Origin of the sequence: Streptomyces sirii, assembly GCF_045690365.1 — a bacterium.
Lineage (GTDB): Bacteria > Actinomycetota > Actinomycetes > Streptomycetales > Streptomycetaceae > Streptomyces > Streptomyces sirii.
This window is the reverse complement of the sequence record NZ_CP147982.1, coordinates 2,500,427-2,523,666: the sequence shown is the minus strand read 5'-3', so window position 1 is coordinate 2,523,666 and position 23,240 is coordinate 2,500,427. Positions and strand designations below refer to the sequence as shown.

Here is a 23,240-nt window from a genome sequence, read left to right as displayed (position 1 = left end):
CGCGGGTCTTCGCGGGAATACCCCCCACCCCCACCCCGTTGTGGCCCGCAAGGGGCCCTCACGTCCCCTACGGGATCTGTTCGCCCGCCCCCTACGAGCCGCTGCGCTCGTAGGGGAAGCGCCGCCCCAACTGCCGCGCCAGCTCCTGGGCCGGAGCCGGTACGGCCTGTGCGGGGGGAGCGGCCGGCGGCCGGAAGTCGTGCACCGGCGGATGCCACGCCCCCAGGTCGATCCGGCGGTCGCTCAGCGGCAGCACCCACCGCGGGTCGGCGTGCACCCGCAGCACCTGCGCCTCGATCTGTGTCCACGCCCCGTCGGTCACCGTGCGCTCACCGACCCGGCGCGCTTCCAACTGCACCGGGCAGTGCACCAGTCGGGGTGGTCGTACCAGCTCGGACGGCTCCGTCCATGGTGCGTCCGTCGACGGCGCCATGGCGCCCGTCCCTTCCTCGGTCCCCGTCGCGTCCGGCGGCAGATTGAACACCACGTCCGGGCGTACCGCGAGGTTCTTGGCGGTGCGCCCCCGGGTCGGCAGCCAGAGGCTCACGACCGGGCCGAGCTCCCACCGGATCCGCAGCTCGACCAGCACGAATGTTCCGTCGTCGTTCTCCGTGGACAGCAGCGCCGGGGTGACCGAACTGCTCTTCTCCAGCGCGCCTTTCATGCCGTCGAGGATAGAAGCCAGATGATTCGGTACTCACCGAAATGTTATCAGAGGTTACTCTGTGTACATGAACCGATGGGACGCCGATCAGGAAAGCCTCGCGGAGACGCCCGACCTCGCCGCTCTCGCGGCGCTGCTCGCGGACCGCACCCGCGCCGCCATCTGTATGGCCCTGCTCGACGGCGGCACCTGGACCGCCGGTGAACTCGCCGAATACGCCGGTGTGGCGCCCTCCACGACCACCGAGCACCTCAACCTCCTGGTCTCCGGCGGCCTCCTCGCCGAGGAGCGCCAGGGCCGGCGGCGCTATGTGCGCCTGGCCGGGCCGGGCACCGCCGAGATCCTGGAGAACCTCGCCGGCCTGGCCCCCTACCGCCATGTCCCGATCCGCTCCCTGGCCGAGGCCAACCAGCGCAGAGCCCTGCACCATGCCCGTACGTGCTACGACCACATCGCCGGCGCCCTCGGCGTCGCCCTCGCCGAGGCGATGACCGAACGCGGTCTGCTCGCCCGGGAGTACGGCCTGGTGCTGACCGGCGCCGGCGCCCGGTGGCTGACCGCCGTCGGTATTCCCGACACCGGCCCCTCGGCCGCCCACCGCGCCCATGTGCGCACCTGCTTCGACTGGACGGTGCGCCGCCAGCACCTCTCCGGCGCGGTCGGCGCCGCCCTCTACCGCCACGCCCTGGACCGCGCGTGGATCGTCAAGTCGCCCACCACTCGTATCCTCGGCGTCACCGAGGCGGGTCGTACGGCCTTCCGGGAGCTGCTCGGCCTGCCCGACGAGGCGCTCTTCCCGTCCCTCCCGCTCACGTCCCCCCGCGCCTGACCGTCGCGGGGGCGCCCGTAGAGGCGCTCAGTCCTCGCCGACGTGGCGGATCCGGTCGTCGCCGAGCCTGTGCTGGGTGTCCTGGAGCAGGATCCGCAGCAGTCCGGCGAGCTGCTCCTGCTGCTCGGGCGTCAGCCCGCCGACCAACTCGGCCTCGCGGCACAGCACTTGGTCGACGGTGGCCTCGACCAACTCATGGCCGGCCGGGGTGAGTTCGACCAGGACCGTACGCGTCCGGCCCTCGCCCGGCCGCCGGGTCACCAGCCCCTCGCGCTCGGCGCGCGCCACCCGCTGGGAGATCGCCCCCGCGGTGACCATCGAGCGCCGGCCGAGCTCACGGGTCGTCAGGGTGTACGGCTCGCCGCCGCGGCGCAGCACGCTGAGGAGGTCGAGGGTGGCCGTGTCCACCCCGGCGGCGGCCAGCACCCGCCGCCGGTCGTCGCCCAGGAGCTTGGCCAGCTGCCAGATGGGCGTCACGATCCCGATGGAGGAGACCGGAGTGCCGGGGCGTTCGCGCTCCCAGGCGGCGGCGATCTCCTCGACGGGGTACGGGGCGGCCTGCGCCGCGGGGCGGTCGCGGCCGCCCTCCGCCTCGAAATCCCTTGCCACTGGCCCTCCCGGTGATGTTATGTTCAGCTCTAAATATAGACCTAAACGAAGTCCTGGTCCGTGATCCGGATGGAGGGCTGAACATGATGGACGGAGCTCAGCGTATGTCACGCACCATCCTCGTCACCGGCGGCGGAACCGGCATCGGGCGCGCCGTCGCCCACCACTTCGCGGCCCAGGGCGACGAGGTCGTCGTCACCGGCCGCCGCCCCGGCCCCCTCCAGGAGACGGCCGGCGGTCACCCGGGCGTCCGCCCGCTGGTCTGCGACCACACCGACCCCGAGTCGCTCACCGCGCTGCTGGCCCGGCTCCCCGCCCACATCGACGTCCTGGTCAACAACGCCGGCGGCAACACCGACTTCGACACCGCGGGCGACGGCGCAGGCGACCTCGCCGCCTACGCCCGCGACTTCCGCGCCAACCTCGACGCGAACCTGCTCAGCGCCGCACTGACCACCAAGGCGGTGCAGGACCGGCTGGCCCCCGGCGGCGCCGTCGTTCACATCGGATCGATCGCCGCCGACCAGGGGGCGGGCTCCTACGGGGCGGCCAAGGCCGGCCTCGCCTCCTGGAACGTCGAGCTGTCGCGGACACTCGGCCCCCGCGGCATCACCGCGAACGTCGTCGCACCCGGCTATATCGCCGACACCGCCTTCTTCCGCGACCGGCTCACCGCCGAGCGCCGCGAGAGCCTGGTGGCCGCCTCGGCCGTGGGCCGCGCGGGCTCCCCGGACGACATTGCGGGGACGGTCGCCTTCCTGGCCTCACCGGCCGCCCGGCACCTCACCGGCCAGGTGCTCAACGTCAACGGCGGTACCCGCACCACCCGTTGACAGAGTCTAGGCGTCGCCCTCCACCAGGCGGGCCGGGAAGCCGCCGGTCGCCACCGGGCCCCAGCGGCGCGGAACCACCCGGATCAGCGACTTGCCCTGCTTGCGCATCGCCGCCCGGTACTCGTCCCAATCCGGGTGCTCGCCGGCGATGTTGCGGTAGTACTCCACGAGCGGCTCGATCGAATCCGGAGCGTCGATCACCTCGGCCTCGCCGTCGATCTGCACCCACGGGCCGTTCCACTCGTCGGACAGCACGATGACGCTGACCGACGACACCCGCCGGGCGTTGCGGACCTTGGCCCGCTCCGGATACGTCGACATCACCAGCCGCCCGGAGTCGTCCACCCCGCAGGTCAACGGCGAGCCCTGCGGGGTGCCGTCGCTGCGGCGGGTGAGCAGGATCGCGCGGTGACGGGGGCGGACGAACTCCAGCAGCTCGGGCAGCTCGACACGGTTGGTGCTGGCGATGGAAGGGCTCATACGGCCGAGCGTAGGGCGTGGAGCGCGCTCGAAGGCGAACTCGCGGGCGACGGCCCCGCCGCGTCGCGCCCGGCCGGCGGCGATCAGCCCTTGAGCAGCTCCTTGCCGGTGGCCGCGTCCACGACCTTGCGGTCGCCCAGCGGGCCCTTGAGCTTGACCTTCACCTTGTCGGTGGCCAGCATCTCGGTGCACATCCCCTTGGCGCTCTTCTTCTTGCCCCAGCCGGTCACCACCACCAGCCCCTTGGACTCCTGGCTGCGCGCACCGAAGCGGGCGTCGCAGGCGCTGTGCCCGACGGTCACCGTGATCTCCCGTATGTCCTTGCCCTCGGAGCCCTTGGGGCGGTCCGCGCCGACCAGCGGCAGCAGCGCCTCCTGCCGCCCCGCCACCGGCGAGACCTTCGGCCAGTCCCGCGCTATCTGGTCCGCCCGGCGCTCGAAGGCGTCCTGCTTCTTCGGCGGGGGCGCGCTGCCCACGGTCTGCTGCTTCTGACCGCAGCCGGACAGGGCCACGGCGCCGGACGCCGCCAGCGCGAGCACGATGGCGAGCGAACGGGTGCGGGAGAGGTGGGATCCTCGCATGACATGCCTCCTTGGTTCAGCTGTCTGACGTGCCGAAGGCAAGACGGGTTCCGGCCGGATCCGGACGCGTTCGCGGTCCGCTCAATCCGCCCACGGCGCAAGCCGTCCCGCAGCGGCCCGACCGCCCCTTAGCGTCCACACCATGGACGCATTCACCCCGATCACCCCCGCCCGGATCACCACCTCCGTCTGGCAACTCCCCTTCCCCGTAGGGCACGTGTACGCCATCGCCCTCCCCGACGACGGATACGCGCTGGTCGACACCGGCCTTCCGGGGTCGGCCCCCGCCATCCTCGACGCGCTCGCCCGGATCGGCGGCCGGCCGGAGCGGCTGCGGCAGATCGTGCTCACCCACTCCCACCTGGACCACATGGGCTCCGCCGCCGACCTCGTCGCCGCCACCGGCGCCCGCGTACTGGCCGGCGCGCTGGACGCCCCGTACATCCGCGGTACCGCCCCGGAGCCCGTGCCCGCCTTCACCGCCACCGAACGCACGCTGTACGAAGGGATCATGGCGGACCTCGCCGCCGCCGGGGTCCCGCCGCTGCGCCCCACCGCGGTCGACGTCGAACTGCACGACGGCGACACCCTCGACGGCTGGCCGGAGCCGGTCCGGGTCCTCCATGTCCCCGGCCACACGCCGGGCGCGATCGCGCTGCACCTGCCCGGGAGCCGGCTGCTGTTCCCCGGCGACGTCATCGGCACCGGCCCCGACGGCGGGCATGCGGTCCTCGGTCCGGGCAACGTCGAACGTGAGGCGGCCATCGCGGCCTTCCGGCGGCTGGCCGCCCTCGACGACGTCGACACGGTGTGCGTGGCGCACGGCGAGCCGATCCGCACCGGCGCCCGGGAGGTGCTCGCGGCGGCGCGCCCGGAGGAGGACTGGCTGTGACCCGGGTGCCCCGCCGGGGACCCGGGCGGCTCAGCCCGAGTCGCGGGCCTGGACGTGGAAGGTGCCCAGCCGGTGGGTCGCGGGGGCGGTGCCGGGGGCGCGGATGAGGGTGTCGACCAGTTCCGCGATCCGGTCCGGTGCGGTGATCTCGGCGCGGACGCTGGTCAGCCGGGGACGCAGCAGCCGGGCCAGCAGCAGATCGTCCGCGCCGACCACCGCGATGTGGTCGGGGGAGCCGGCACCGATCGTGCGGCCGGCGTCCTGGAGGGCGCGCATCAGCAGCATCGCGTACTCGTCGTTGTAGGCGAACACCGCGTCCAGGTCCCATCGCGGCCAGTCGGCGGCGAGCCGCGCCGCGGACTCCTCGGTGAGCGCGAGGTCCAGCGGCCGCACCCGGACGCCGGGGTGGGCGGCGGCCGCGGCCCGTACGCCGGCCAGCCGGGGCTCCGCGAAGGCGGCGAGGCCCGGCTCGGCGGGCCGCACCACCCCGATCCGGCGCCGGCCGCCGGCCAGCAGATGCTCACCCGCCCGCAGGCCGGCCTCGCGCTGGTCGAGCAGGAGGGTGTGGGCGCCGGGCGGTGCCGACGGCCCGTGGGTGAGGACCGCGGCCGTACCGGAGCGGTGCAGCAGCTCGACGGCGGCCGCGTCCAGCGGCGGGCCGTGCAGGGTCAGCACGGCGGCCGGCCGCAGTTCGGCCCAGGCGCGGGCGGCCGCCACCGGGGAGGCGGCGGGCGCGCCGTGCAGTACGACGGTGTAGCCGAGGCCGTGCAGCGCGGTCTGGAAGCCGGCCAGGAACCGGGTGAAGAGGGGGCCGAAGACCGGCACCGTGTCGGCGTGCGCGGCCAGCAGCACGATGCTGCCCCGGCCGGCCCGCAGGCTCCGGGCCGCCGCGTGCGGCACGTACCCCAGCTCCTCGGCCGCCGCCCGTACCCTCGCCTGGGCGTGCTCGCCGACCCGCCCGGCGGCCTGCCCGTTCAGGACGTAGGAGACCGTCGCGCGGGAGACCCCGGCGCGCCGGGCAACGGCCGCGCTGGTCGGGGGCGTTGGGGTGGCCCGTGGGCCGGCTGGGTCAGTCATGCTGCTGGGCATCCTCGCACAGGGGTTTTGCCCGGAGGGTCGGGGCGCGGCACATTCCTCACGACTACTGACACGTGTAACGTCGGGCGGGTGCGTCCCGGCCCCGAGCAAGTCCCGGTCCGGGAGCGCCGGTAGAGCGGAGCGGACCTGCGGGAGAGGGCACGGGCATGGAACTGCACACCCACGAATGGGGCGCCGGCGAGCGGATCGCGGTGCTGGTCCACGGGATAATGTCCGACCACCGCACCTGGCGCCGGGTCGGCCCGGCGCTCGCCGAGCGGGGCTACCGCGTCATCGCCGTCGATCTGCGCGGCCACGGCCGCAGCCCGCGCGGCGAGTACGGCACCGAACTGTACGCCGACGACCTGGTCGAGACCCTGCCGGCCGCCCCCGAAGTCGCCATCGGGCACTCCCTGGGCGGCCTGGCGCTCTCCCTGGCCGTGGAGCGGCTGCGGCCGCGGCGCGCGGTCTACAGCGAACCGGCGTGGTCGCTCGGCCGGGTCGAACAGCCCGTCGACCCGGCCGTGTTCGTCACCTTCAAGACCGCCCACCGCACGATGGTGCGGAGCTTCAACCCGCGCTGGGACGACATCGACGTCGACATCGAACTCGCCACGGTCGCGGACTGGGACACCGGGACCGCCCTGGCGCTGTCCGCCGAGCGGCTCCAGGACCGGACACCCGAGAAGCCGGTCGTCCCCTCGCTGGTCCAGATCGCGGGGGAGGGCTTCCTCTTCCCGGACGGGGCGGCGGCCGCCGCCGACCTGACCGACCGGGGCTTCGAGGTCCGCACGGTGCCCGGCGCGGGCCACACCATCCACCGCGACGACTTCGACGGCTTCCTGGCGGGGCTGGAGGGGTGGGTGTAGGGACGCGCCCCTCAGGGCCCCCGGCTCGACGGGCCGACCTCGGCCGTAGCGGTCGACGCCCGCTGTTCGCCTTGCGTGGTACGGGAGTTCCCTTTCCTTTCCGTTGGTTCACCTGGTGGACTGAATGATCGTTTCTGCGTGAAACCTACTCATGGGTCGGCCCGCGGGAGTTCGTCTCGGAGGTCCTTATCGGACCGGCGCGGTGGCCGTAGTTTCCCCTGTGACCAGTCGGCGGCGCTCAACCGACACCTTTCGTCTCCGATGAAGGAGCAGATGTGGAACGCCGTAGTCTTCTTCGTGCCGCCGCCGTCGGCGTCGGCACGGCAGCCTTCTCCGGTTCGCTCTGGCGCCAGGCCATGGCCTCTCCCGCACTCCCCGGCACCAGCCCGTACGGGGCCCTGCAGCCGGCCGACGCCAACGGCATCATGCTTCCGGCGGGGTTCAGCAGCCGGGTGATCGCCCGCTCCACGCAGACCGTGTCCGGCACGGGCCACACCTGGCACAGCGCCCCCGACGGCGGTGCGTGCTTCGCCGACGGGTCGGGCTGGATCTATGTCTCCAACGCCGAGGTCGGCAGCGGCGGTGGCGGTGCGGGCGCGGTGAAGTTCAACAGCGGCGCGGCGATAACCGGTGCGTACACCATCCTGTCCGGCACCCACCGCAACTGCGCCGGGGGCGCCACCCCGTGGGACACCTGGCTGTCCTGTGAGGAGGTGAGCAACGGCTTCGTCTACGAGACCGACCCGTGGGGCGTGAACGCCGCGGTCCAGCGGCCCGCGATGGGCCGGTTCCACCACGAGGCGGCCGCCGCCGACCCCGTCCGGAAGGTGATCTACCTGACCGAGGACCAGCCGGACGGCTGCTTCTACCGGTTCGTGCCCACCGTCTGGGGCAACCTGTCCTCGGGCACCCTGCAGGTGCTCAAGGAGGTCTCCGGGGTGCTGTCCTGGGCGAACGTGCCCGACCCGGACGGCAGCCCCACCCCCACCCGCGACCAGGTCTTGGGGGCCAAGCTCTTCAACGGCGGCGAGGGCTGCCACTACCGCTCCGGCATCTGCTACTTCACCACCAAGGGCGACAACCGGGTCTGGGCCTACGACGCGGCCGCCGGCACCATCGCCGTCGTCTACGACGACAACGTCGCCGGCGCCCCGCTCACCGGCGTGGACAACGTCACCGCGGCCGCCGTAGGCGACCTGTACGTCGCCGAGGACGGCGGCAACATGGAGATGTGCGTCATCACCCCCGATGACATCGTCGCCCCGTTCCTGCGGATCACCGGTCAGTCCTCCTCCGAGGTCACCGGCCCGGCGTTCAACCCCGCGGGCGACCGGCTGTACTTCTCCTCCCAGCGCGGCACCTCCGGCTCGGGCAGCGGCGGCATCACCTACGAAGTGACCGGGCCCTTCCGCACCTCGCTGTGAACCTCGCTCCGCTCTCCTGACCGCCTCATGACCGGTGGGCACCGGCGCTCTCGGCACCACCGGTCCCCTTTCGCGGCGCGCGGCACGGAAGGCGGGGGAGAGGGGCGGGACGGCGGCGGTCCTCGTCTCATACCGCGCCGTGCTGCCGGACCAGCAGCGTCCCCAGTGCGGTGCGCCGGTGCCGTACGGACCGGCCCGCGCGGTCCGTGGTGATCAGCCCCGCGCCGCGCAGCGCGGCGGTGTGGGCGGAGGCGGTGGCGTTGCTGACGCCCAGCCGCCGGGCGAGCCCGGTGGTGGAGTGCTCCGCCGCGAGCAGCAGCAGGACGTCCAGGCGGGTGCGTCCCAGCACCTCGGCCAGCGCGTCGGCCGTACCGTTCGCCCCGGCCGGGGTGAGCGGCAGGCCCGGACCGGCCGGGTAGGTCAGGAACAGGGGGTGGCCGGGCAGGTCGGCGATGAGGGGCGGACCGCTCCAGTGGAAGGTGGGCTGGAGCACCAGGCCGCGCCCGCGCAGTCTGCGGTCGGACTCCCCGGGCCCCGCGAACTCCCAGACGTCGCCGCGGAGTCGGCCGCCGGGCACGAGCCGGTCGAGTGCGGCGCCGATACCGTGCTCGGCCACCGTCAGCGCATGGCGGGTGAACTCCGCCCGGTGCAGGTCCTGCACCACGGGCCATACGGGGCGCACCGCCGCTTCGAAGGCCGCGTGCCGTGCGCGGCGCAGGAGTCGGAAGGCCTCGGCGTCGCCCCGGTGCAGCGCGCGGATCCACGGCGGAGCCGGGGCCGGGTGCCGGGCGTAGACCCGCTCGATCTCGGCGCGGACCACCTCCGGGCGGTCGGCCCGCACCGCGTCCAGCCCCTCCGTCAGGCTGTCGCTGAACACGTCGAGGAACCGGGGGGCTTCGCCGGCGGGGACCAGGTCCGCCAGGGGCTCGGCGGCGGCCGGCAGCGCCCGCAGCAGCCGTTGCCGCCAGCGACCGAAGAGCACCGCGTCGTCCGGTCGGGACATCCGCAGCAGGGCCACGTTCAGCTCCTGCAGCGGGGCCGGCCTGGGGGCGAACCGGACCCGGGCGAAGTCGGCGGCCGTGAAGTGGATCCGGATCACTACATTCCTCCGCGGCACCGCGCCATCGTTTCGGCCTGGCCCTCAACGCTCGCCCGTACCGCGGCCGGACGCCAGCATTCGGGTCATGTCCTCCTCATTCACTCATGGCGCCGGCGCGGTGACCCGGCGGACCGTCACCACCTCGGCCGCGCTGGCCGCCGCGCTGCTGCTCACCGGTGGCGGCCGCGCGGCGGCACGGCCCGGGGCGGCGGCGCCCGCCGGCGGCCGGACCCTGCGACTGCCCGCGCCGACCGGTCCGCACCGCATCGGCCACACCACGCTGTATCTGGTCGACCCCGCCCGGCGCGACCCGTGGGAACCCGCCCTCGCCGTACGGGAAGTGATGGCCACGGTCTGGTATCCGGCCCGCGCCGTCCACGGCCACCCGGTCGCCCCGCAGATGACCGCGGCCGCCGCGGCGCTGTTCGGGCGGATCGACGCCGAGATCCACCACCTCCCGAAGTCCGGTGTGGACTGGGCGGCCACCATGACCCACGCGCACATCGGCGCCCCGGCGCAGGCCGTACGGCGCCCGGTGCTGCTCTACAGCCCGGGGGGCGGTGATCCGCGCACCCTGGGCACCGGGGTCGCCGAGGAACTGGCGAGCCACGGCTGTGTGGTGGTGGCCGTCGACCACCCCGGCGACGCCGGCGAGGTCGCCTTCCCCACCGCGAGGGCGGGGCGGGGGCGGGTCCGCCCGACCGTCTTCCGGGGCGATCCCCGCACGTCCCCGGAGACCTTCCGCACCGCGATCGGCACCCGGATCGCGGACCTCCGCTTCGTGCTGGACCAGTTGGAGGTCCTGGCGGACGGCGGCAACCCCGACGCGGCCGGCCGCCCGCTGCCGCCGGACCTCGGCCGGGCGCTGGATCTGCGGCGGGTGGGCGCCTACGGCCACTCGGCCGGCGGCACCACCGTGGCCGAGGCGATGTACGAGGACCGCCGGATCGGCGCGGCGGTCGACATGGAGGGCTACCTCGACCACCCGGCGCCCGGCCCGGACCGGGCGGGGGAGCTGTTTCCGGTCGCCCGCCACGGGGTGGACCGTCCGCTGCTCCTGCTGGAAACCGACGGCTTCCCCGGCCGCGCGGAGCTGGCGCGGTCCTGGGCGGCGATGCTCGCCCACCCGCGAGGACACACCCGCCGGCGGCGGATCGACCACGCCGCGCACGCGGTGTTCACCGACTACGCCGCGCTGGCGCCCCAGTTGCAGGCCGCCGGACTGATGCCGCCCGAGGACCGGGTCACGCTGGTCGGCGCGATCGAGCCGGCCGTCTCGGTGCCCCTGGTGCGGCACCACATCCGGTCGTTCTTCGCCCGGCACCTGCCCGGACGCTGACCGGCCGGTCCGGGTCCCGGCGACGGGCCCCGGTCCGGGTCCCGGCGACGGGCCTCGGTCCGGGTCCCGGCGACGGGCCGGTGCCCGCTCACGTATCGCAGTCCAGCAGGGACTTGCACAGCCCGCAGCGTGCCTGGAGCCGTCCGCGCACCGGGACCCGGATCCGCTGATCGCACACCGGGCAGCGGAACGACACCCGTGGCGGCGGCCCCTCGAAGGCGTAGCCGCCGTCCGGGCCGGGCGGCCGGCCGGTGCGCCGCGGATCCTGCGCCGCCCGGCGGTCCTTGGCGTAGCGGAGCCGGGCGGCCCACCCGGCTCCGGCGAGCGGCGGCCGGCGCGCGTCCTGGCGGGCCCGCGCCGCGCCCGCCGCATACGCGTCGTACGCCTGCGGGCTGGTGAACCACGGGGCCGGGTCCTCACCGAAGAACTCCGCCCGCTTGGCGAGGACATAGCCGAACTCCTCCGGCGTCAGATAGCCCAGCTTCTGGGAGAACGGGCCGTGCTCGCGGTAGGCGTCCAGCAGCAGCCAGCCCGTGCCGAGGTACGCCGCCGCGGTGTCGGTGAGGATCTCGTTGTCGCGGGTGCCGGGGAACGACAGGTCCAGGCGGTGCAGATAGACATGCATCACCTCATGGGCCAGCGCGGCGCCGATGTCCCTGCGGTGCTTCTTGAAGCGTTCGTTGAGTTCGATGAAGTACTCGGGTCCCGCGGTGAGTTCGACGTTCGCGGCGTGTTCCATCTCGCGGAAGCCGACCACCGCCCGTGCGTCCGGCAGCCGCAGCTGCCGCACCATGGCACGGGCGACGCGCTGCGCCCCCAGATACAGGTCCTCGGTGTCGTCGAAGGCCACATCGACCGGGAGCACGCTGGTGGCGAAGGTGCTCACCGTGTCGTACGACAGGCGTTTGAACACGGCGTGGACGGCCGCGCGCACCGTGTCGAGATGAGGGAATCCGTGCTCGATACCGCTGCCACCCATGGTCACCCGGCCCACTCTACGACTGCCCCGGTTCGTCCGGTATGGGCCGTACGGGGCGTGGGTAGTAAGGGAGTTGGCTGGATGCGCACCCTTGTCACCCTGATCGCCCACTCCACATAATCCAAGGGCGCTTCACGGACTCATCCCCCACTGGGTCCGGACGCCTTACGGCGTGCCGCCGTCCTCCACGCACTTTTTCGGCGGGTACGTCCGGCTCCGGTGTTGGCATGGGCTCGTCAGCGACGTGCAACCCCCCACGAAAGGAAGCCCGTTGCGCAGCTACCGGAAGCTCCTGAAGAGAACCACCGCCGTCGGCGCGATCGCCCTGGCCGCCTTCAGCCTCCAGCCCGGCTCGGCCTCCGCGGCCCCCGCCCCCGACCCGTCCGGCTCCCACACCAAGGTCGTCGGCGGCACCAAGGCCGAACAGGGTGAATACCCCTTCATGGTCCGGCTGTCGATGGGCTGCGGCGGCGCCCTCTACGCCAAGGACATCGTGCTCACCGCGGCGCACTGCGTCGACGGCAGCGGTGACAACACCTCCATCACCGCCACCGCGGGTGTGGTCGACCTGGAGGACTCCAGCGCCGTCAAGGTCAACTCCACCAAGGTCCTCCAGGCCCCCGGCTACAACGGCAAGGGCAAGGACTGGGCGCTGATCAAGCTCGCCAAGCCGATCGACCAGCCGACCCTGAAGATCGCCGAGAACGACAAGCTCAACACCGGCGACTTCGAGATCGCCGGCTGGGGCGCCGACAAGGAAGGCGGCGACCAGCAGCGCTACCTCCTCAAGGCGACCGTGCCGTTCGTGGACGACGCCACCTGCCAGAAGGCCTACGGCGACCAGCTCACGCCCGGTGACGAGATCTGCGCCGGCAAGCTGGACACCGGCGGCGTCGACACCTGCCAGGGCGACTCCGGCGGCCCGATGTTCCGCAAGGACGACGCCGGCGAGTGGCTCCAGGTTGGCATCGTCTCCTGGGGCGAGGGCTGCGCACGGCCCGGTAAGCCCGGTGTCTACAGCGAGGTGAGCACCTTCGCCGCGGACATCAAGAAGGCCGCGGGCGAGCTCGGCGGCTGACCGCACCACCCACGCGCACCACGGCCCGGGGAGCAGCGGCTCCCCGGGCCGTCGCGGTGTCCGCGCTCCCGGACCCCGGCCCGGGACTTTGGTCCCCCGCCCGCGGGGCTTTGGTCCGTCCGCGCCCGGGACCAAACTCACCCCCGCGACCGGGCCCTGTGGCGTCAGCGACGGCCCTACGACCCATGGCCGGACCCGCGGGTCCCTCCCTAGCGTGAACGGCATGTCCACCGAGCCCCGCACCCGGCCCCCGGCGCGCGACCGCGACCACCGCGTGACGGTCGCCGCCGCCCTGCTCCTCGCCGCCTGCGCCGCGGCCCTGGCCTACGTCCTGCTGGGCGGCCACCACGACGACCCCGTCGAGACGGAGTCGACCGCCGACGCCCCCGCCCACACCGTCCTGGGCTAGGCCGCCTGCCGAGGCCCCGCCCCGGCCGCGGGCCGCCATCACCGCCGGTCAGATGGACTGACCCGCACGGCCGCGGCGGCCCCGAGGGCTCCCAGGAGGGAAGGCGGAGGCGAGCGATGCCGATCAGCGTGGTCATCGCGGACGACCAGGAGATGGTCCGCACCGGCTTCCGGATGATCCTGGAGAGCCGGGACGACATCGAGGTCCTCGACGCTGGCCCGCCAGGGGGGAGGGGATCGCGCTGCTGGTGCTGCTGACCGCCGTGGCCCACCGCGCCCCCGGCCGCACCGCCGCGCGCCGGGCTCGCCGAGGTCCGCGCGCTGACCGACGCCTTCGCCCGCACCGGCCCGCCGGTCGTGCTCTGCGTGGACCCCGGCGCCGCCGACACGCTGCCCGCCGACGTGGCCGCGGCGGTCTACCGCATCGTGCGCGAGGCGCTGACCAACATCCGCAAGCACGCCGCGGACGCCACGGCGGTACGGATCGGGCTGCGGTCCGTCGCCGGCGGCGTGGAACCGCGCGTCGCCAACGACGGCGGCGCCCCGGCGCGGCTGGGCGAACAGGCCCGCGGCGGCTTCGGACTGGCCGGACTCACCGAACGGGCCGAGGCGATGGGCGGCCGGCTCGCCGCCGGCCCCGCCGCGGAGGGCGGCTGGGAGCTGATCGCCGTACTGCCCCTGGACGGCGACCGGCCCGCCTGACCCCGGCGGCGACATCTGTCCAACACCTGCCCCTCCTTTGTCCATAGGCGCACCCCCCGCCCCGGCAGCACGCTGTCCGCCGACAGCCAGTGCACGCCCGAAGGGGAGGACAGCGCGCGTGAACCCACAGACAGGTGCCCCGCGCGGGCCCAGCCGCAGAAAGCTCGTCGCCGCCACCGCGCTCGCCTCGGTCGCCGGCGCCCTGCCGCTCGGCGCGTCCCCCGCCGCGGCCGCACCGCGCGCGGACGAGCGCGCGCTGCGCTCCGACGCGCTGGAGGTCCGGGTCGACACCGCCTTCCCGCGCATCGTCTCCTACACCGACCGCGGCACCGGCGCCGTGCTGCACGGCCAGGAGACCGCGCTCACCCAGGTCCTCGTCGACGGCACCGCCCGCACCCCCCGCGTCACCCACCGGGCCCGCGCCGACCGTGCCACCTACACCCTCGCCTTCGACGGCGGCACCCGGATCACCGTCGAGATCGCCGTCCAGGGGTGGCGGACCACCTGGCGCGTCACCGACGTCACCGACACCCCCGCGCTCCGCGTCGGCACCCTGGAGATCCCCGGCCTCGCCCTGCTCAGCGTCCGCAGCGACCAGCCCGGAGCCGCCCTGCTGGCCGCCCGCATCGAACTGGACAAGGCCAAGAGCGGCGACACCCTGATCAAGGTCTCCGACACCACCCCCGCCGAGGCCGCACCCACCGGCTGCGCCTACGCCGTCGTCGCCACCGACCAACTGGCCGCCGGCATCGAGACCAACAGCGTCCACGACACCCCTGAGGGCGCCACCACCTGGGAGAACGGCCGGCTGTCGCGGCAGACTCTCAAGGGCGACGGCTTCGTCAAGGCGCAACTGGTCCCCGGCCAGTGGACCCACCGGGCGGCCGGAGCGCCGGTGGCGGCCACCGACCCGCTGCCGCAGGCCACCGTCATCGTCACCCGCGACCGCAACGGCGACGGCCGCACCGACTGGCAGGACGCCGCCATCGCGCTGCGCGACATCATGGTCATGCCGCTGGGAGCCGACGAACAGCATCTGCGGGTGGTCGCGCACATCCCGTTCAACTTCGCCAGCCAGGCCACCAACCCGTTCCTCGCCACCCTCGACAACGTCAAGCGGATCGCGCTGGCCACCGACGGACTGCGGCAGTTCACCCTCCTCAAGGGCTACCAGTCCGAAGGCCACGACTCCGCGCACCCCGACTACGGCGGCAACTACAACGAGCGGGCCGGCGGCCTCGCCGACCTCAACGCCCTGGTCCGCGCCGGCAAGAAGTGGAACAGCGACTTCGCGGTGCACGTCAACGCCACCGAGTCCTACCCCGTCGCGCACGCCTTCTCCGAGACGCTGGTCGACAAGGACGACAAGCAGTGGGACTGGCTCGACCAGTCCTACCGCATCGACGCCCGCCGCGACCTGGTCTCCGGCGACATCGCCCGGCGCTTCGCGCAGCTGCGCAAGGAGACCGACCCCGCCCTCAACACCCTCTACATCGACGTCTTCCGCGAATCCGGCTGGAACTCCGACCGCCTCCAGCGCCATCTGCGCGACCAGGGCTGGCACCTCACCACCGAATGGGGCCACGGCCTGGAACGCTCCGCCCTGTGGTCGCACTGGGCCACCGAGACCGACTACGGCCCCGACACCTCCCGCGGCATCAACTCCCAGCTGATCCGCTTCCTGCGCAACCACCACAAGGACGTCTTCGCCGACAAGTGGCCCACGCTGCTGGGCAACGGCCGGATGGGCAACTTCGAAGGCTGGGTCGGCAAGACCGACTGGCACGCCTTCCACACCGTCATCTGGACCGAGGCGCTGCCCGCCAAGTACCTCCAGGCCTACCCCATCAAGACCTGGGGCGCACACGAGATCACCTTCGAGGGCCCCACCCGGACCTCGGTCAGCGACGCCGGCTCCGCTTCCGTGGACTCTTCGAAGAGCGGAGGCGGAGCGCGGCGGAGCGGCACCCGCAAGATCACCACCGACGGCCGCCTGGTCTACGACGGCGGCACCTACCTGCTGCCCTGGGAGCCCCGCCGCGCCACCGACCCCGGCAAGCTCTACCACTACAACCCCCACGGCGGCACCACCAGTTGGACCCTGCCGCGCGGCTGGTCGTCGGCCAGCGCCGTGCACGCCTACCGGCTCACCGACCAGGGCCGCACCCAGGAGACCCCGATCCCCGTCACCGGCGGCCGGATCACCCTCACCGCGCAGCCCGGCGTCGCCTACGTCCTCTACCGCGACCGGGCCCCCGCCCAGGGCGGCCCCGACTGGGGCGAGGGCACCGCACTGACCGACCCCGGCTTCCACTCCGGGACCCTCGACGCCTGGCAGACCACCGGCCCGGCCTCCGTACGACGTAGCGACCTGGGCGACTACGAGCTGGTCGTCGACGCGGGCGGCGCCGCCGCCGTCACCCAGAAGCTCACCCGCCTCGTCCCCGGCACCTACGCCGCCTCCGTGCAGATCGAGGTCGGCGCGAAGCCGGGGGAGCGGCGGCGGGCCGCCCTGGAGATCCGCACCGCCGACGGCGTCACCGCCGCCAACTGGACCGACACCTCCACCGCCGGCAACTACGTGGCGGCCGACCGCAAGTCCGGCACCCGCTTCCAGCGCCTCTTCACCCGCTTCACCGTCCCCGAGGGCGGCGGCCCGGTCACCCTCGCCCTCACCGCCGCGGCGGGCCGCGCCCGGGTCCGGTTCGACAACGTCCGCGTCGTCCCCGCCGAACCCACCGCCAAGAAGGGCACCCTGGTACACGAGGACTTCGAGCACGTCCCCCAGGGCTGGGGCGTCTTCGTCAAGGGCGACGCGGGCGGCAGCACCGACCCCCGCACCCATATCGCCCAGCGGCACGCCCCGTTCACCCAGCGCGGCTGGAACGGCAAGGCGGTCGACGACGTCATCGACGGCGGCCAGTCGCTCAAGTCGCGCGGCGAGAACACCGGCCTGGTCTACCGGACCGTCCCGCACACCGTCCGCTTCACCGCCGGCCGCCGCTACCGCGTCACCTTCCGCTACGCGAACGCCACGGCCGGCCAGTACGCCTGGATCACGGGCGTCGACGAGCCCGCACTCCGCGAGCTGACCCGCAGCCCCCTGCCCGTCGCCACCCGACCCACCACCCACACCTACGAGTTCACCGCACCCGACCACGGCGAGGCCTGGGTCGGACTGCGCAAGACCGGCGACGACGGGACGGCGGAGTTCGTCCTCGACGCGTTCGAGGTGCGCGAGGTGTAGCGCAGCCGGCCGTGGGGGCGGGTCGGTGCGCCCCCACGGCCCCCTTCAGCCCTGCGCCGCGCAGGGCCCCAGACCGGGCGCCCCCGCCCCTTCCCCCACCAGGGCCGGGGCGCCCTCCCACTCCCACAGCAGCAGCTCGTTGCGGCCTTCGCGCAGCACCGGGCCCGGCACGAACAGGGCGCGCTGCGGCCCCACCGACCGGTAGCGGCCCAGGCAGAACCCGTTGATCCAGGCGACCCCGTGGCTCCAGCCCGGCAGCACCAGATCGGCGTCCCCCGGCCGCCCGGCCACCGTCACCGTCCCCCGGTACAGCCCCGGATCCCCGCCGGCCCCCGCCACCTCCCGGAACGGGACCCTCGCCAGCGCCCCGGCCTCCTCCAGCGCGTCCAGCCGCAGCCCCCGCGACCGTACGCCGTGCAGATACTGCCGCTCGTGCAGCACCCCGCCCACGATCCCCTTGGACTCGGCCAGCCGCGGCCCGTAATTGACCCGCCCCAGGGACGCCACCCACAACTCCACCGACGCCGGCCCCGCCACCTCCCCGATCACGGCGTCCTCGGAGTCCATCACCGCCCGGCGCTCCCCGTCGACATACACCACCGCCCGGTCCCGCAGCCCGCTCACCCGCAGCGGATACCGGCCCCGCGGCCCCGGCACCGCCACCCGGTAGCGGACCAGCCCCCGGTCCACGTCCAACTCCTCGAACGTCGCCGGGACGCCCCCCTCGACCTCGTCGCCGCCCAGCGTCGCCATCACCTCCCCGGCCGGCGCCCACTCCTCCACCACCGCCGCCGCCGGACCCGCCAGCCCCGGCGGCGGCTCGGGTACCGCCGGCAGCGGCCCGTCGGCCCATGGGGCGAGCACCTCCCGAAAGCGCCAGAACTTCTCCGTCGGACGCCCGCGCTCATCGACCGGCGCCCCGTAGTCGTACGACGTCACGGTCGCCCGCAGCTCCCCGTCGTGCAGCTCACCCGCGCGGTTGGCCCCCGCCCACCCGCCGAAGCTGGTGCCGCCGTGCGCCATGTAGACATTGACCGAGGCCCCGCACTCCAGAACCTCGCGCAGCGCCTCCGCCGCGTCCTTGGGCGCGCGCGGCGCCTCCGCCCGCCCCCAGTGCGCGAACCACCCGCACCAGAACTCCATGCACATCAGCGGCCCGCCCGGCTGACGGCGCCGCAGCGCCGCGAACGCCTCCCGCGCCCCCGAACCGAAGTTGACGGTGGCGAGCACACCGGGCACCGACCCACCGCTGAGCATGTGCTCCTCGGGCCCGTCCGAGGTGAACAGCGGCACCCCCACCCCCAGCTCGCGCAGCCGCCCCACGAGGTGCGCCAGATAGCGGGCGTCGCTGCCGTACGAGCCGTACTCGTTCTCCACCTGCACCATGACCACCGGACCGCCGCCCGCGCCGCCGGGCCCCGCCGCCGTGCACTGCCGCGCCACGACCTGCGGCAGCAGCCGCGCGAACCAGGCGTCCACGGCCCGCAGGAACTCCGCGTCCCGGGTGCGCACCCGCCGGCCCAGCGGCCCGGTCAGCCAGTGCGGCAGCCCGCCGTTCTCCCACTCCGCGCAGATATACGGCCCCGGGCGGACGATCGCCCACAGCCCCGCCGCCCGCGCCGCGTCCAGGAACCGGCCCAGCGCCTCGGGGTCGGCGAACTCACCGGGCCGCGGCTCATGAAGATTCCACGGCACATACGTCTCGACGCAGTTCAGGCCCATCGCCCGCAGCATCGCCAGCCGATGGCCCCACTGCCCCTCGTGCACCCGGAAGTAGTGCAACGCCCCCGACAGCAGCCGCACCGGCCGCCCGTCCAGCGTGAAGTCCCGCTCACCCACCGCGAATTGCGCCACGTCACCCCGCCCCTGTGTCGTCCTGCCGCGTCATCGGTCAGCCTCACCCTCTGGCGGCGCGGCGGTCCATGGACAAAGATCGGCCCTGATTGGACGGTTCGACGGAGCGGCACGGCGGCACGGTGGCGGAGGCCGCCATCACGGCAGAGGTACCAAGCGACGGGAGGTCCGGGCGTGTACCACACCTGGATGCGGTACTTCACGCCGAGCCCGCTCCACCACCGGCTCGGCCTGGTGTGCCTGGGAGTCGGCCTGCAGCACGGCACCCTGCCCACGGTCGGCCCGCGCACCCTCGACCACCACGTCGCCCTCGTCATCAGCGCCGGCCGCGGCTGGTACACCGCCCCCGACGGCCGCCGCCGGCCGGTCACCGCCCCCGCCCTGTTGTGGCTCATCCCCGGCGTCCCGCACCACTACGGAGCCGACGCCGAGACCGGCTGGGACGAAAGCTTCGTCGACTTCACCGGACCGGCCGCCGCGACCTACACCGAACTCGGCTACATCGAACCGGACCGGCCCCTCGTACCGCTCGCCGACACCGGCCCGGCACGGACCGCCGTCGGCCGCATCGCCCGCGCGGCGCGACGCGGCAACCCCCTGCTGGAGGTGGAGACCGCCGCCGCCGTCCACGAACTCCTGGTCGCCCTGCGCCGCGCCCGCGCCGACACCGACGCCGACGGCGATCCCGTCCTGGGCGCCTTGGCCCGGGACGCCTTCCTGCCGCTCACGGTCGCCGAGCACGCCGCCCGGCACGGCATGACCCCCGCCGAACTGCGCGCCGCCGTGCGGCGCGGCGCCGGCTGCAGCCCCAAGGACTACCTCCTCGGCATCCGGCTCGGCCGGGCCAAGGAACTCCTCATCGGCACCGACCTGCCCGTCGCCGCGGTGGCCCGCCGGGTCGGCTACGACGACCCCGCCTACTTCAGCCGGCTGTTCACCCGCCGGGTCGGCACCGCCCCGGTCCGCTTCCGCGACCGCCAGGTCCGCTCCGTCCCCGGCGGCTGGTCCACACAGATCCCCGACCCCGATGATCCGCCGCTGGTGCGCTGAGCCCGGGTCGGCTGTCGGGCCTGGTGCGCGCTCGCTTCGTTGTGCGGGGGCCGGAGGGGACACCCCGTACCCCGTCCTCGGCGCGGGCGCATCTGGTACGAGGATCGGGTACCCCGGCGTCCGCTCCGGTCCTGCGGGCGGGGCACGGGGCATCCCCTCCGACCGTCCATGTGGGCGGCTGACCGACCGTACCGATGACGGTCAGCGCTTGCCGGTGGTGCCGCCGGGCCGCAGACGGGACACACGTAGGCCGGAGGGGACGTACGGGGGTCCGCCCGCAGGACCGGAGCGAACGCCGGGGTGCCCGATCCACGTACCAGAGACGCCCGCGCCGAGGACGGACCCCCGTACGTCCCCTCCGGCCCCCGCGACACCGACGAACCCCGCACGGCGCGAGCCCCGACGGCGGGACACGCGGACCCGGCCCCGCCCAGAGCCCGTCAAACCCCCGTGCACCGCCCACCGGCCGTACGGCAGCATGTCCCCATGACCGCACTGCAGCGCGACGAGGCGCAGACCCGAGCCCGACTCATCGACGTCCACCGCTACGCCGTCGAACTCGACCTCACCCACGGTGAGGAACAGTTCGGCTCCAGTACGGTCATCCACTTCACCGCCAAGGCGGCCGGCGACACCTTCGTCGAGCTCAAGCCCGCCGAGCTGCACTCCGCCACCCTCGACGGCCAACCCCTCGACCCCAAGGCCCTCGAATCCAACCGCCTCCCGCTCACCGGCCTCGCCCCCGGCGACCACGAACTGCGCCTCGACGCCACCATGCGCTACTCCCGCACCGGCGAGGGCATGCACCGCTTCACCGACCCCGCCGACGGCGAGAGCTACGTCTACACCCAGCTGTTCATGGACGACGTCCAACGCGTCTTCGCCGCCTTCGACCAGCCCGACCTCAAAGCCGTCTTCGAGCTGACCGTCACCGCCCCCGAAGGCTGGAGCGTCCTCGCCAACGGCATCACCGAACACCTCGGCCAGGGCCGCTGGCAGGCCGCCCCCACCCCCCTGATCTCCACCTACCTCGTCGCCGTCGCCGCCGGCCCCTGGCACTCCGTACGCACCGAACACGCCGGGCTGCCCTTCGGCATCCACTGCCGCCGCTCCCTCGCGCCGCACCTGGACGCCGACGCCGAGGAGATCCTCGACCTCACCCGCCGCTGCTTCGACCGCTACCACGAGATCTTCGAGGAGCCCTACCCCTTCGACTCCTACGACCAGGCCTTCGTCCCCGAATTCAACGCCGGCGCCATGGAGAACCCGGGCCTGGTCACCTTCCGCGACGAATTCGTCTACCGCTCGGCCGTCACCGACACCGAGCGCCAGACCCGTGGCATGGTCATCTCCCACGAGATGGCCCACATGTGGTTCGGCGACCTGGTCACCCTCCAGTGGTGGGACGACATCTGGCTCAACGAGTCCTTCGCCGAGTACATGGGCTACCAGGTCCTGGCCGAAGCGACCCGCTTCACCGACACCTGGACCGACTTCGCCGTCGCCCGCAAGGGCTGGGGCTACGACGCCGACCAGCGCCCCTCCACCCACCCCGTCGCCCCCACCCCCGAGGACGTCCCCGACACCGCCTCCGCCCTGCTCAACTTCGACGGCATCTCCTACGCCAAGGGCGCCTCCGCCCTGCGCCAGCTCGTCGCCTGGATGGGCAACAAGGACTTCCTGACCGGCATCAACGACCACTTCGCCCGGCACCGCTTCGGCAACGCCACCCTCGCCGACTTCATCGACTCCCTCGCCCGCGCCACCGACCGCGACGTCCACGCCTGGGCCGCGCGCTGGCTGCGCACGACCGGCGTCGACACCCTCACCCCCGAAGTCCGCGAGAACCGCGACGGCACCTGGAGCCTGGCCGTCCACCAGACCGGAAGCTCCGACGGCACCCGCCCCCACCACCTCACCGTCGGCCTCTACGACCACGACCCGCACACCCCCGGCCGCCTCCTCCCGCGCACCCCGCTGTCCTGGGACCTGCCGCACGACGGCGACCACACCGCCACCGGCGGCCGCCCCGCCCTGGTCCTGCTCAACGACCAGGACCTCGGCTACGCCAAGGTCCGCCTCGACCCCCGCTCCTGGGACACCGCCCTCGCCGCCCTGTCCGGCCTCCCCGACCCGCTGACCCGCGCCGTCGTGTGGAACGCCGCCCGCGACATGGTCCGCGACGGCGAACTGCCGCCCACCGCCTACCTCGACGCGGCCCGCGCCCACCTCCCGTACGAGACCGACCTCGCCATCGTCCAGGGCGTCCTGGCCTTCGCCCGCACCCAGATCGCCGACCGCTACCTGACCGCCGACCGGCGCCACACCGCCCTGGCCACCCTCACCGCCCTCAGCCGCGACATACTCCGCCGCACCGAAGGCCCCGAGAACGGCACCGCCACCGGACTGCGGCTGGTCGCCGTCCGCGCCCTCATCTCCAGCGCCACCACGCCCGAAGGCATACAGGACTGGCTCGACGACGGCAGCGTCCCCGGCGGCCCGCACCTCGACCCCGAACTGCGCTGGCGCATCCTCGGCCGGCTCGCCACCCTCGGCGCCACCACCCCCGAGGCCATCGACGCCGAACTCACCCGCGACCCCAGCGCCACCGGCCGCGAAGGCGCCGCCCGCTGCCACGCCGCCCTCCCCGACCCGGCCGCCAAACAAGCCGCCTGGGACGCCCTGTTCACCACCGACGAGGGCACCGCCCTGTCCAACTACCTCTTCACCGCCACCGCCACCGGCTTCTGGGCACCCGAGCACCACGACCTGCTCCGCCCCTACGTCGCCCGCTACTTCACCGACGTCCCCGCCCTCGCCGCCGCCCGCGGCCCCGCCCTCGCCGCGGCCGCCGGCCGCGACGCCTTCCCCGCCGTCGTCGTCGAGGAGGACACCCTCCGCCTGGGCGAGACCTGCCTCGCCGACGGCGACCCCACCCCCGCCCTCCGTCGCAAGCTCATCGACCAACTCGACGACCTGCGGCGGGCGTTGGCGGTACGGACCGCCGCGGCGGGCGACGGCGCATAGCGCGCGGCCCCCGCACAGCGGGTGCCGCCGGACCGGCAGCCGGCGGCACCCGAACACTGCGGTACACCCGTACCACTTTCGGGTGGTATGACCGCAAGTGCTGGATGCGGAGCGTATCGGAGCAGTAACTTAGGGCCGCCTAACGACTATCCGAACGGATGGCCTTCGCGGCGCAGCCCGAACGCCCCTCACGGAAGAG

20 protein-coding genes and 1 pseudogene are annotated in these 23,240 nt (G+C 73.9%); 13 read left to right on the top strand and 8 right to left on the bottom strand.

What is annotated here, in order from left to right:
- Positions 1-91: 91 nt before the first annotated feature.
- Positions 92-664: a hypothetical protein gene (locus WAB15_RS11450; RefSeq protein ID WP_399147616.1), complete on the bottom strand. Its 573-nt coding sequence runs from the start codon at positions 662-664 to the stop codon at positions 92-94.
- Positions 665-731: 67 nt separating this feature from the next.
- Between WAB15_RS11450 and WAB15_RS11445 the strand changes: the two genes are divergently transcribed.
- Complete coding sequence (locus WAB15_RS11445; protein WP_407286150.1) at positions 732-1,493, top strand: ArsR/SmtB family transcription factor; 762 nt, start codon at positions 732-734, stop codon at positions 1,491-1,493.
- A 27-nt stretch (positions 1,494-1,520) separates the two neighbouring features.
- Here the strand turns inward: WAB15_RS11445 and WAB15_RS11440 are convergent, their stop codons facing one another.
- Entirely contained in the window at positions 1,521-2,102 is a 582-nt protein-coding gene (locus tag WAB15_RS11440) for a MarR family winged helix-turn-helix transcriptional regulator (protein WP_407286149.1), read from the bottom strand.
- Positions 2,103-2,206: 104 nt separating this feature from the next.
- Here WAB15_RS11440 and WAB15_RS11435 point away from each other — a divergent pair, with 104 nt between their 5' ends.
- The gene (locus tag WAB15_RS11435; protein WP_407286148.1) at positions 2,207-2,935 is read left to right on the top strand and encodes an SDR family NAD(P)-dependent oxidoreductase; all 729 of its coding nucleotides are present in this window, start codon (positions 2,207-2,209) and stop codon (positions 2,933-2,935) included.
- Between the two features lie 6 nt (positions 2,936-2,941).
- Here the strand turns inward: WAB15_RS11435 and WAB15_RS11430 are convergent, their stop codons facing one another.
- Positions 2,942-3,415 carry a PPOX class F420-dependent oxidoreductase gene (locus WAB15_RS11430; protein WP_399147620.1) on the bottom strand — a complete coding sequence of 158 codons (474 nt, stop codon included), beginning with the start codon at positions 3,413-3,415 and terminating at the stop codon, positions 2,942-2,944.
- 83 nt (positions 3,416-3,498) lie between these two features.
- Entirely contained in the window at positions 3,499-3,996 is a 498-nt protein-coding gene (locus WAB15_RS11425; protein WP_407286147.1) for a hypothetical protein, read from the bottom strand.
- A gap of 142 nt (positions 3,997-4,138) precedes the next feature.
- Here WAB15_RS11425 and WAB15_RS11420 point away from each other — a divergent pair, with 142 nt between their 5' ends.
- A complete protein-coding gene (locus tag WAB15_RS11420) occupies positions 4,139-4,888 on the top strand; it encodes an MBL fold metallo-hydrolase (RefSeq protein WP_407286146.1) in 750 nt (249 codons plus the stop codon).
- Between the two features lie 30 nt (positions 4,889-4,918).
- Here WAB15_RS11420 and WAB15_RS11415 read toward each other — a convergent pair whose 3' ends face one another.
- On the bottom strand, positions 4,919-5,965 hold the full coding sequence (locus WAB15_RS11415; protein WP_407286145.1) for a LacI family DNA-binding transcriptional regulator: 1,047 nt from the start codon (positions 5,963-5,965) through the stop codon (positions 4,919-4,921).
- Positions 5,966-6,132: 167 nt separating this feature from the next.
- On the opposite strand from WAB15_RS11415, the gene WAB15_RS11410 reads away from it, so the two are divergent.
- The gene (locus WAB15_RS11410) at positions 6,133-6,834 is read left to right on the top strand and encodes an alpha/beta fold hydrolase (protein ID WP_407286144.1); all 702 of its coding nucleotides are present in this window, start codon (positions 6,133-6,135) and stop codon (positions 6,832-6,834) included.
- Between the two features lie 275 nt (positions 6,835-7,109).
- Complete coding sequence (locus WAB15_RS11405) at positions 7,110-8,258, top strand: alkaline phosphatase PhoX (RefSeq protein WP_399147625.1); 1,149 nt, start codon at positions 7,110-7,112, stop codon at positions 8,256-8,258.
- A gap of 127 nt (positions 8,259-8,385) precedes the next feature.
- On the opposite strand, the gene WAB15_RS11400 is transcribed toward WAB15_RS11405, so the two are convergent.
- Positions 8,386-9,357 carry an ArsR/SmtB family transcription factor gene (locus WAB15_RS11400; protein WP_399147626.1) on the bottom strand — a complete coding sequence of 324 codons (972 nt, stop codon included), beginning with the start codon at positions 9,355-9,357 and terminating at the stop codon, positions 8,386-8,388.
- A gap of 85 nt (positions 9,358-9,442) precedes the next feature.
- On the opposite strand from WAB15_RS11400, the gene WAB15_RS11395 reads away from it, so the two are divergent.
- Positions 9,443-10,696 carry an alpha/beta hydrolase family protein gene (locus WAB15_RS11395; protein WP_399147627.1) on the top strand — a complete coding sequence of 418 codons (1,254 nt, stop codon included), beginning with the start codon at positions 9,443-9,445 and terminating at the stop codon, positions 10,694-10,696.
- An 88-nt stretch (positions 10,697-10,784) separates the two neighbouring features.
- Here WAB15_RS11395 and WAB15_RS11390 read toward each other — a convergent pair whose 3' ends face one another.
- On the bottom strand, positions 10,785-11,675 hold the full coding sequence (locus WAB15_RS11390; protein ID WP_407289204.1) for a hypothetical protein: 891 nt from the start codon (positions 11,673-11,675) through the stop codon (positions 10,785-10,787).
- A 271-nt stretch (positions 11,676-11,946) separates the two neighbouring features.
- Between WAB15_RS11390 and WAB15_RS11385 the strand changes: the two genes are divergently transcribed.
- From WAB15_RS11385 to WAB15_RS11365, 5 genes and pseudogenes are all read left to right on the top strand, one after another.
- The gene (locus WAB15_RS11385) at positions 11,947-12,753 is read left to right on the top strand and encodes a S1 family peptidase (RefSeq protein ID WP_399147629.1); all 807 of its coding nucleotides are present in this window, start codon (positions 11,947-11,949) and stop codon (positions 12,751-12,753) included.
- A 223-nt stretch (positions 12,754-12,976) separates the two neighbouring features.
- Complete coding sequence (locus WAB15_RS11380; protein ID WP_407286143.1) at positions 12,977-13,162, top strand: hypothetical protein; 186 nt, start codon at positions 12,977-12,979, stop codon at positions 13,160-13,162.
- Positions 13,163-13,278: 116 nt separating this feature from the next.
- Positions 13,279-13,371 (top strand): annotated as a pseudogene (locus WAB15_RS11375) (DNA-binding response regulator); the annotation flags it as partial.
- A gap of 156 nt (positions 13,372-13,527) precedes the next feature.
- Complete coding sequence (locus tag WAB15_RS11370; protein ID WP_407286142.1) at positions 13,528-13,863, top strand: sensor histidine kinase; 336 nt, start codon at positions 13,528-13,530, stop codon at positions 13,861-13,863.
- 118 nt (positions 13,864-13,981) lie between these two features.
- Entirely contained in the window at positions 13,982-17,110 is a 3,129-nt protein-coding gene (locus WAB15_RS11365; protein ID WP_407286141.1) for an endo-alpha-N-acetylgalactosaminidase family protein, read from the top strand.
- Positions 17,111-17,155: 45 nt separating this feature from the next.
- Here the strand turns inward: WAB15_RS11365 and WAB15_RS11360 are convergent, their stop codons facing one another.
- The gene (locus WAB15_RS11360) at positions 17,156-18,964 is read right to left on the bottom strand and encodes a glycoside hydrolase family 35 protein (protein WP_407286140.1); all 1,809 of its coding nucleotides are present in this window, start codon (positions 18,962-18,964) and stop codon (positions 17,156-17,158) included.
- 174 nt (positions 18,965-19,138) lie between these two features.
- Here WAB15_RS11360 and WAB15_RS11355 point away from each other — a divergent pair, with 174 nt between their 5' ends.
- The gene (locus tag WAB15_RS11355) at positions 19,139-20,014 is read left to right on the top strand and encodes a helix-turn-helix domain-containing protein (RefSeq protein WP_399147634.1); all 876 of its coding nucleotides are present in this window, start codon (positions 19,139-19,141) and stop codon (positions 20,012-20,014) included.
- Between the two features lie 486 nt (positions 20,015-20,500).
- Positions 20,501-23,041 (top strand): aminopeptidase N, encoded by a 2,541-nt coding sequence (gene pepN, locus WAB15_RS11350; RefSeq protein WP_407286139.1) that lies wholly within the window; start codon positions 20,501-20,503, stop codon positions 23,039-23,041.
- Positions 23,042-23,240 lie beyond the last annotated feature (199 nt).

What these genes read in the sequence shown, in the direction of transcription:
- WAB15_RS11410 (WP_407286144.1), top strand. Translation starts at nt 6,133, where the DNA reads ATGGAACTGCACACCCACGAATGGGGCGCCGGCGAGCGGATCGCGGTG.
- WAB15_RS11390 (WP_407289204.1), bottom strand. Translation starts at nt 11,675, where the DNA reads ATGGGTGGCAGCGGTATCGAGCACGGATTCCCTCATCTCGACACGGTG.
- WAB15_RS11445 (WP_407286150.1), top strand. Translation starts at nt 732, where the DNA reads ATGAACCGATGGGACGCCGATCAGGAAAGCCTCGCGGAGACGCCCGAC.
- WAB15_RS11425 (WP_407286147.1), bottom strand. Translation starts at nt 3,996, where the DNA reads ATGCGAGGATCCCACCTCTCCCGCACCCGTTCGCTCGCCATCGTGCTC.
- WAB15_RS11395 (WP_399147627.1), top strand. Translation starts at nt 9,443, where the DNA reads ATGTCCTCCTCATTCACTCATGGCGCCGGCGCGGTGACCCGGCGGACC.
- WAB15_RS11415 (WP_407286145.1), bottom strand. Translation starts at nt 5,965, where the DNA reads ATGACTGACCCAGCCGGCCCACGGGCCACCCCAACGCCCCCGACCAGC.
- pepN (WP_407286139.1), top strand. Translation starts at nt 20,501, where the DNA reads ATGACCGCACTGCAGCGCGACGAGGCGCAGACCCGAGCCCGACTCATC.
- WAB15_RS11450 (WP_399147616.1), bottom strand. Translation starts at nt 664, where the DNA reads ATGAAAGGCGCGCTGGAGAAGAGCAGTTCGGTCACCCCGGCGCTGCTG.
- WAB15_RS11435 (WP_407286148.1), top strand. Translation starts at nt 2,207, where the DNA reads ATGTCACGCACCATCCTCGTCACCGGCGGCGGAACCGGCATCGGGCGC.
- WAB15_RS11380 (WP_407286143.1), top strand. Translation starts at nt 12,977, where the DNA reads ATGTCCACCGAGCCCCGCACCCGGCCCCCGGCGCGCGACCGCGACCAC.
- WAB15_RS11420 (WP_407286146.1), top strand. Translation starts at nt 4,139, where the DNA reads ATGGACGCATTCACCCCGATCACCCCCGCCCGGATCACCACCTCCGTC.
- WAB15_RS11430 (WP_399147620.1), bottom strand. Translation starts at nt 3,415, where the DNA reads ATGAGCCCTTCCATCGCCAGCACCAACCGTGTCGAGCTGCCCGAGCTG.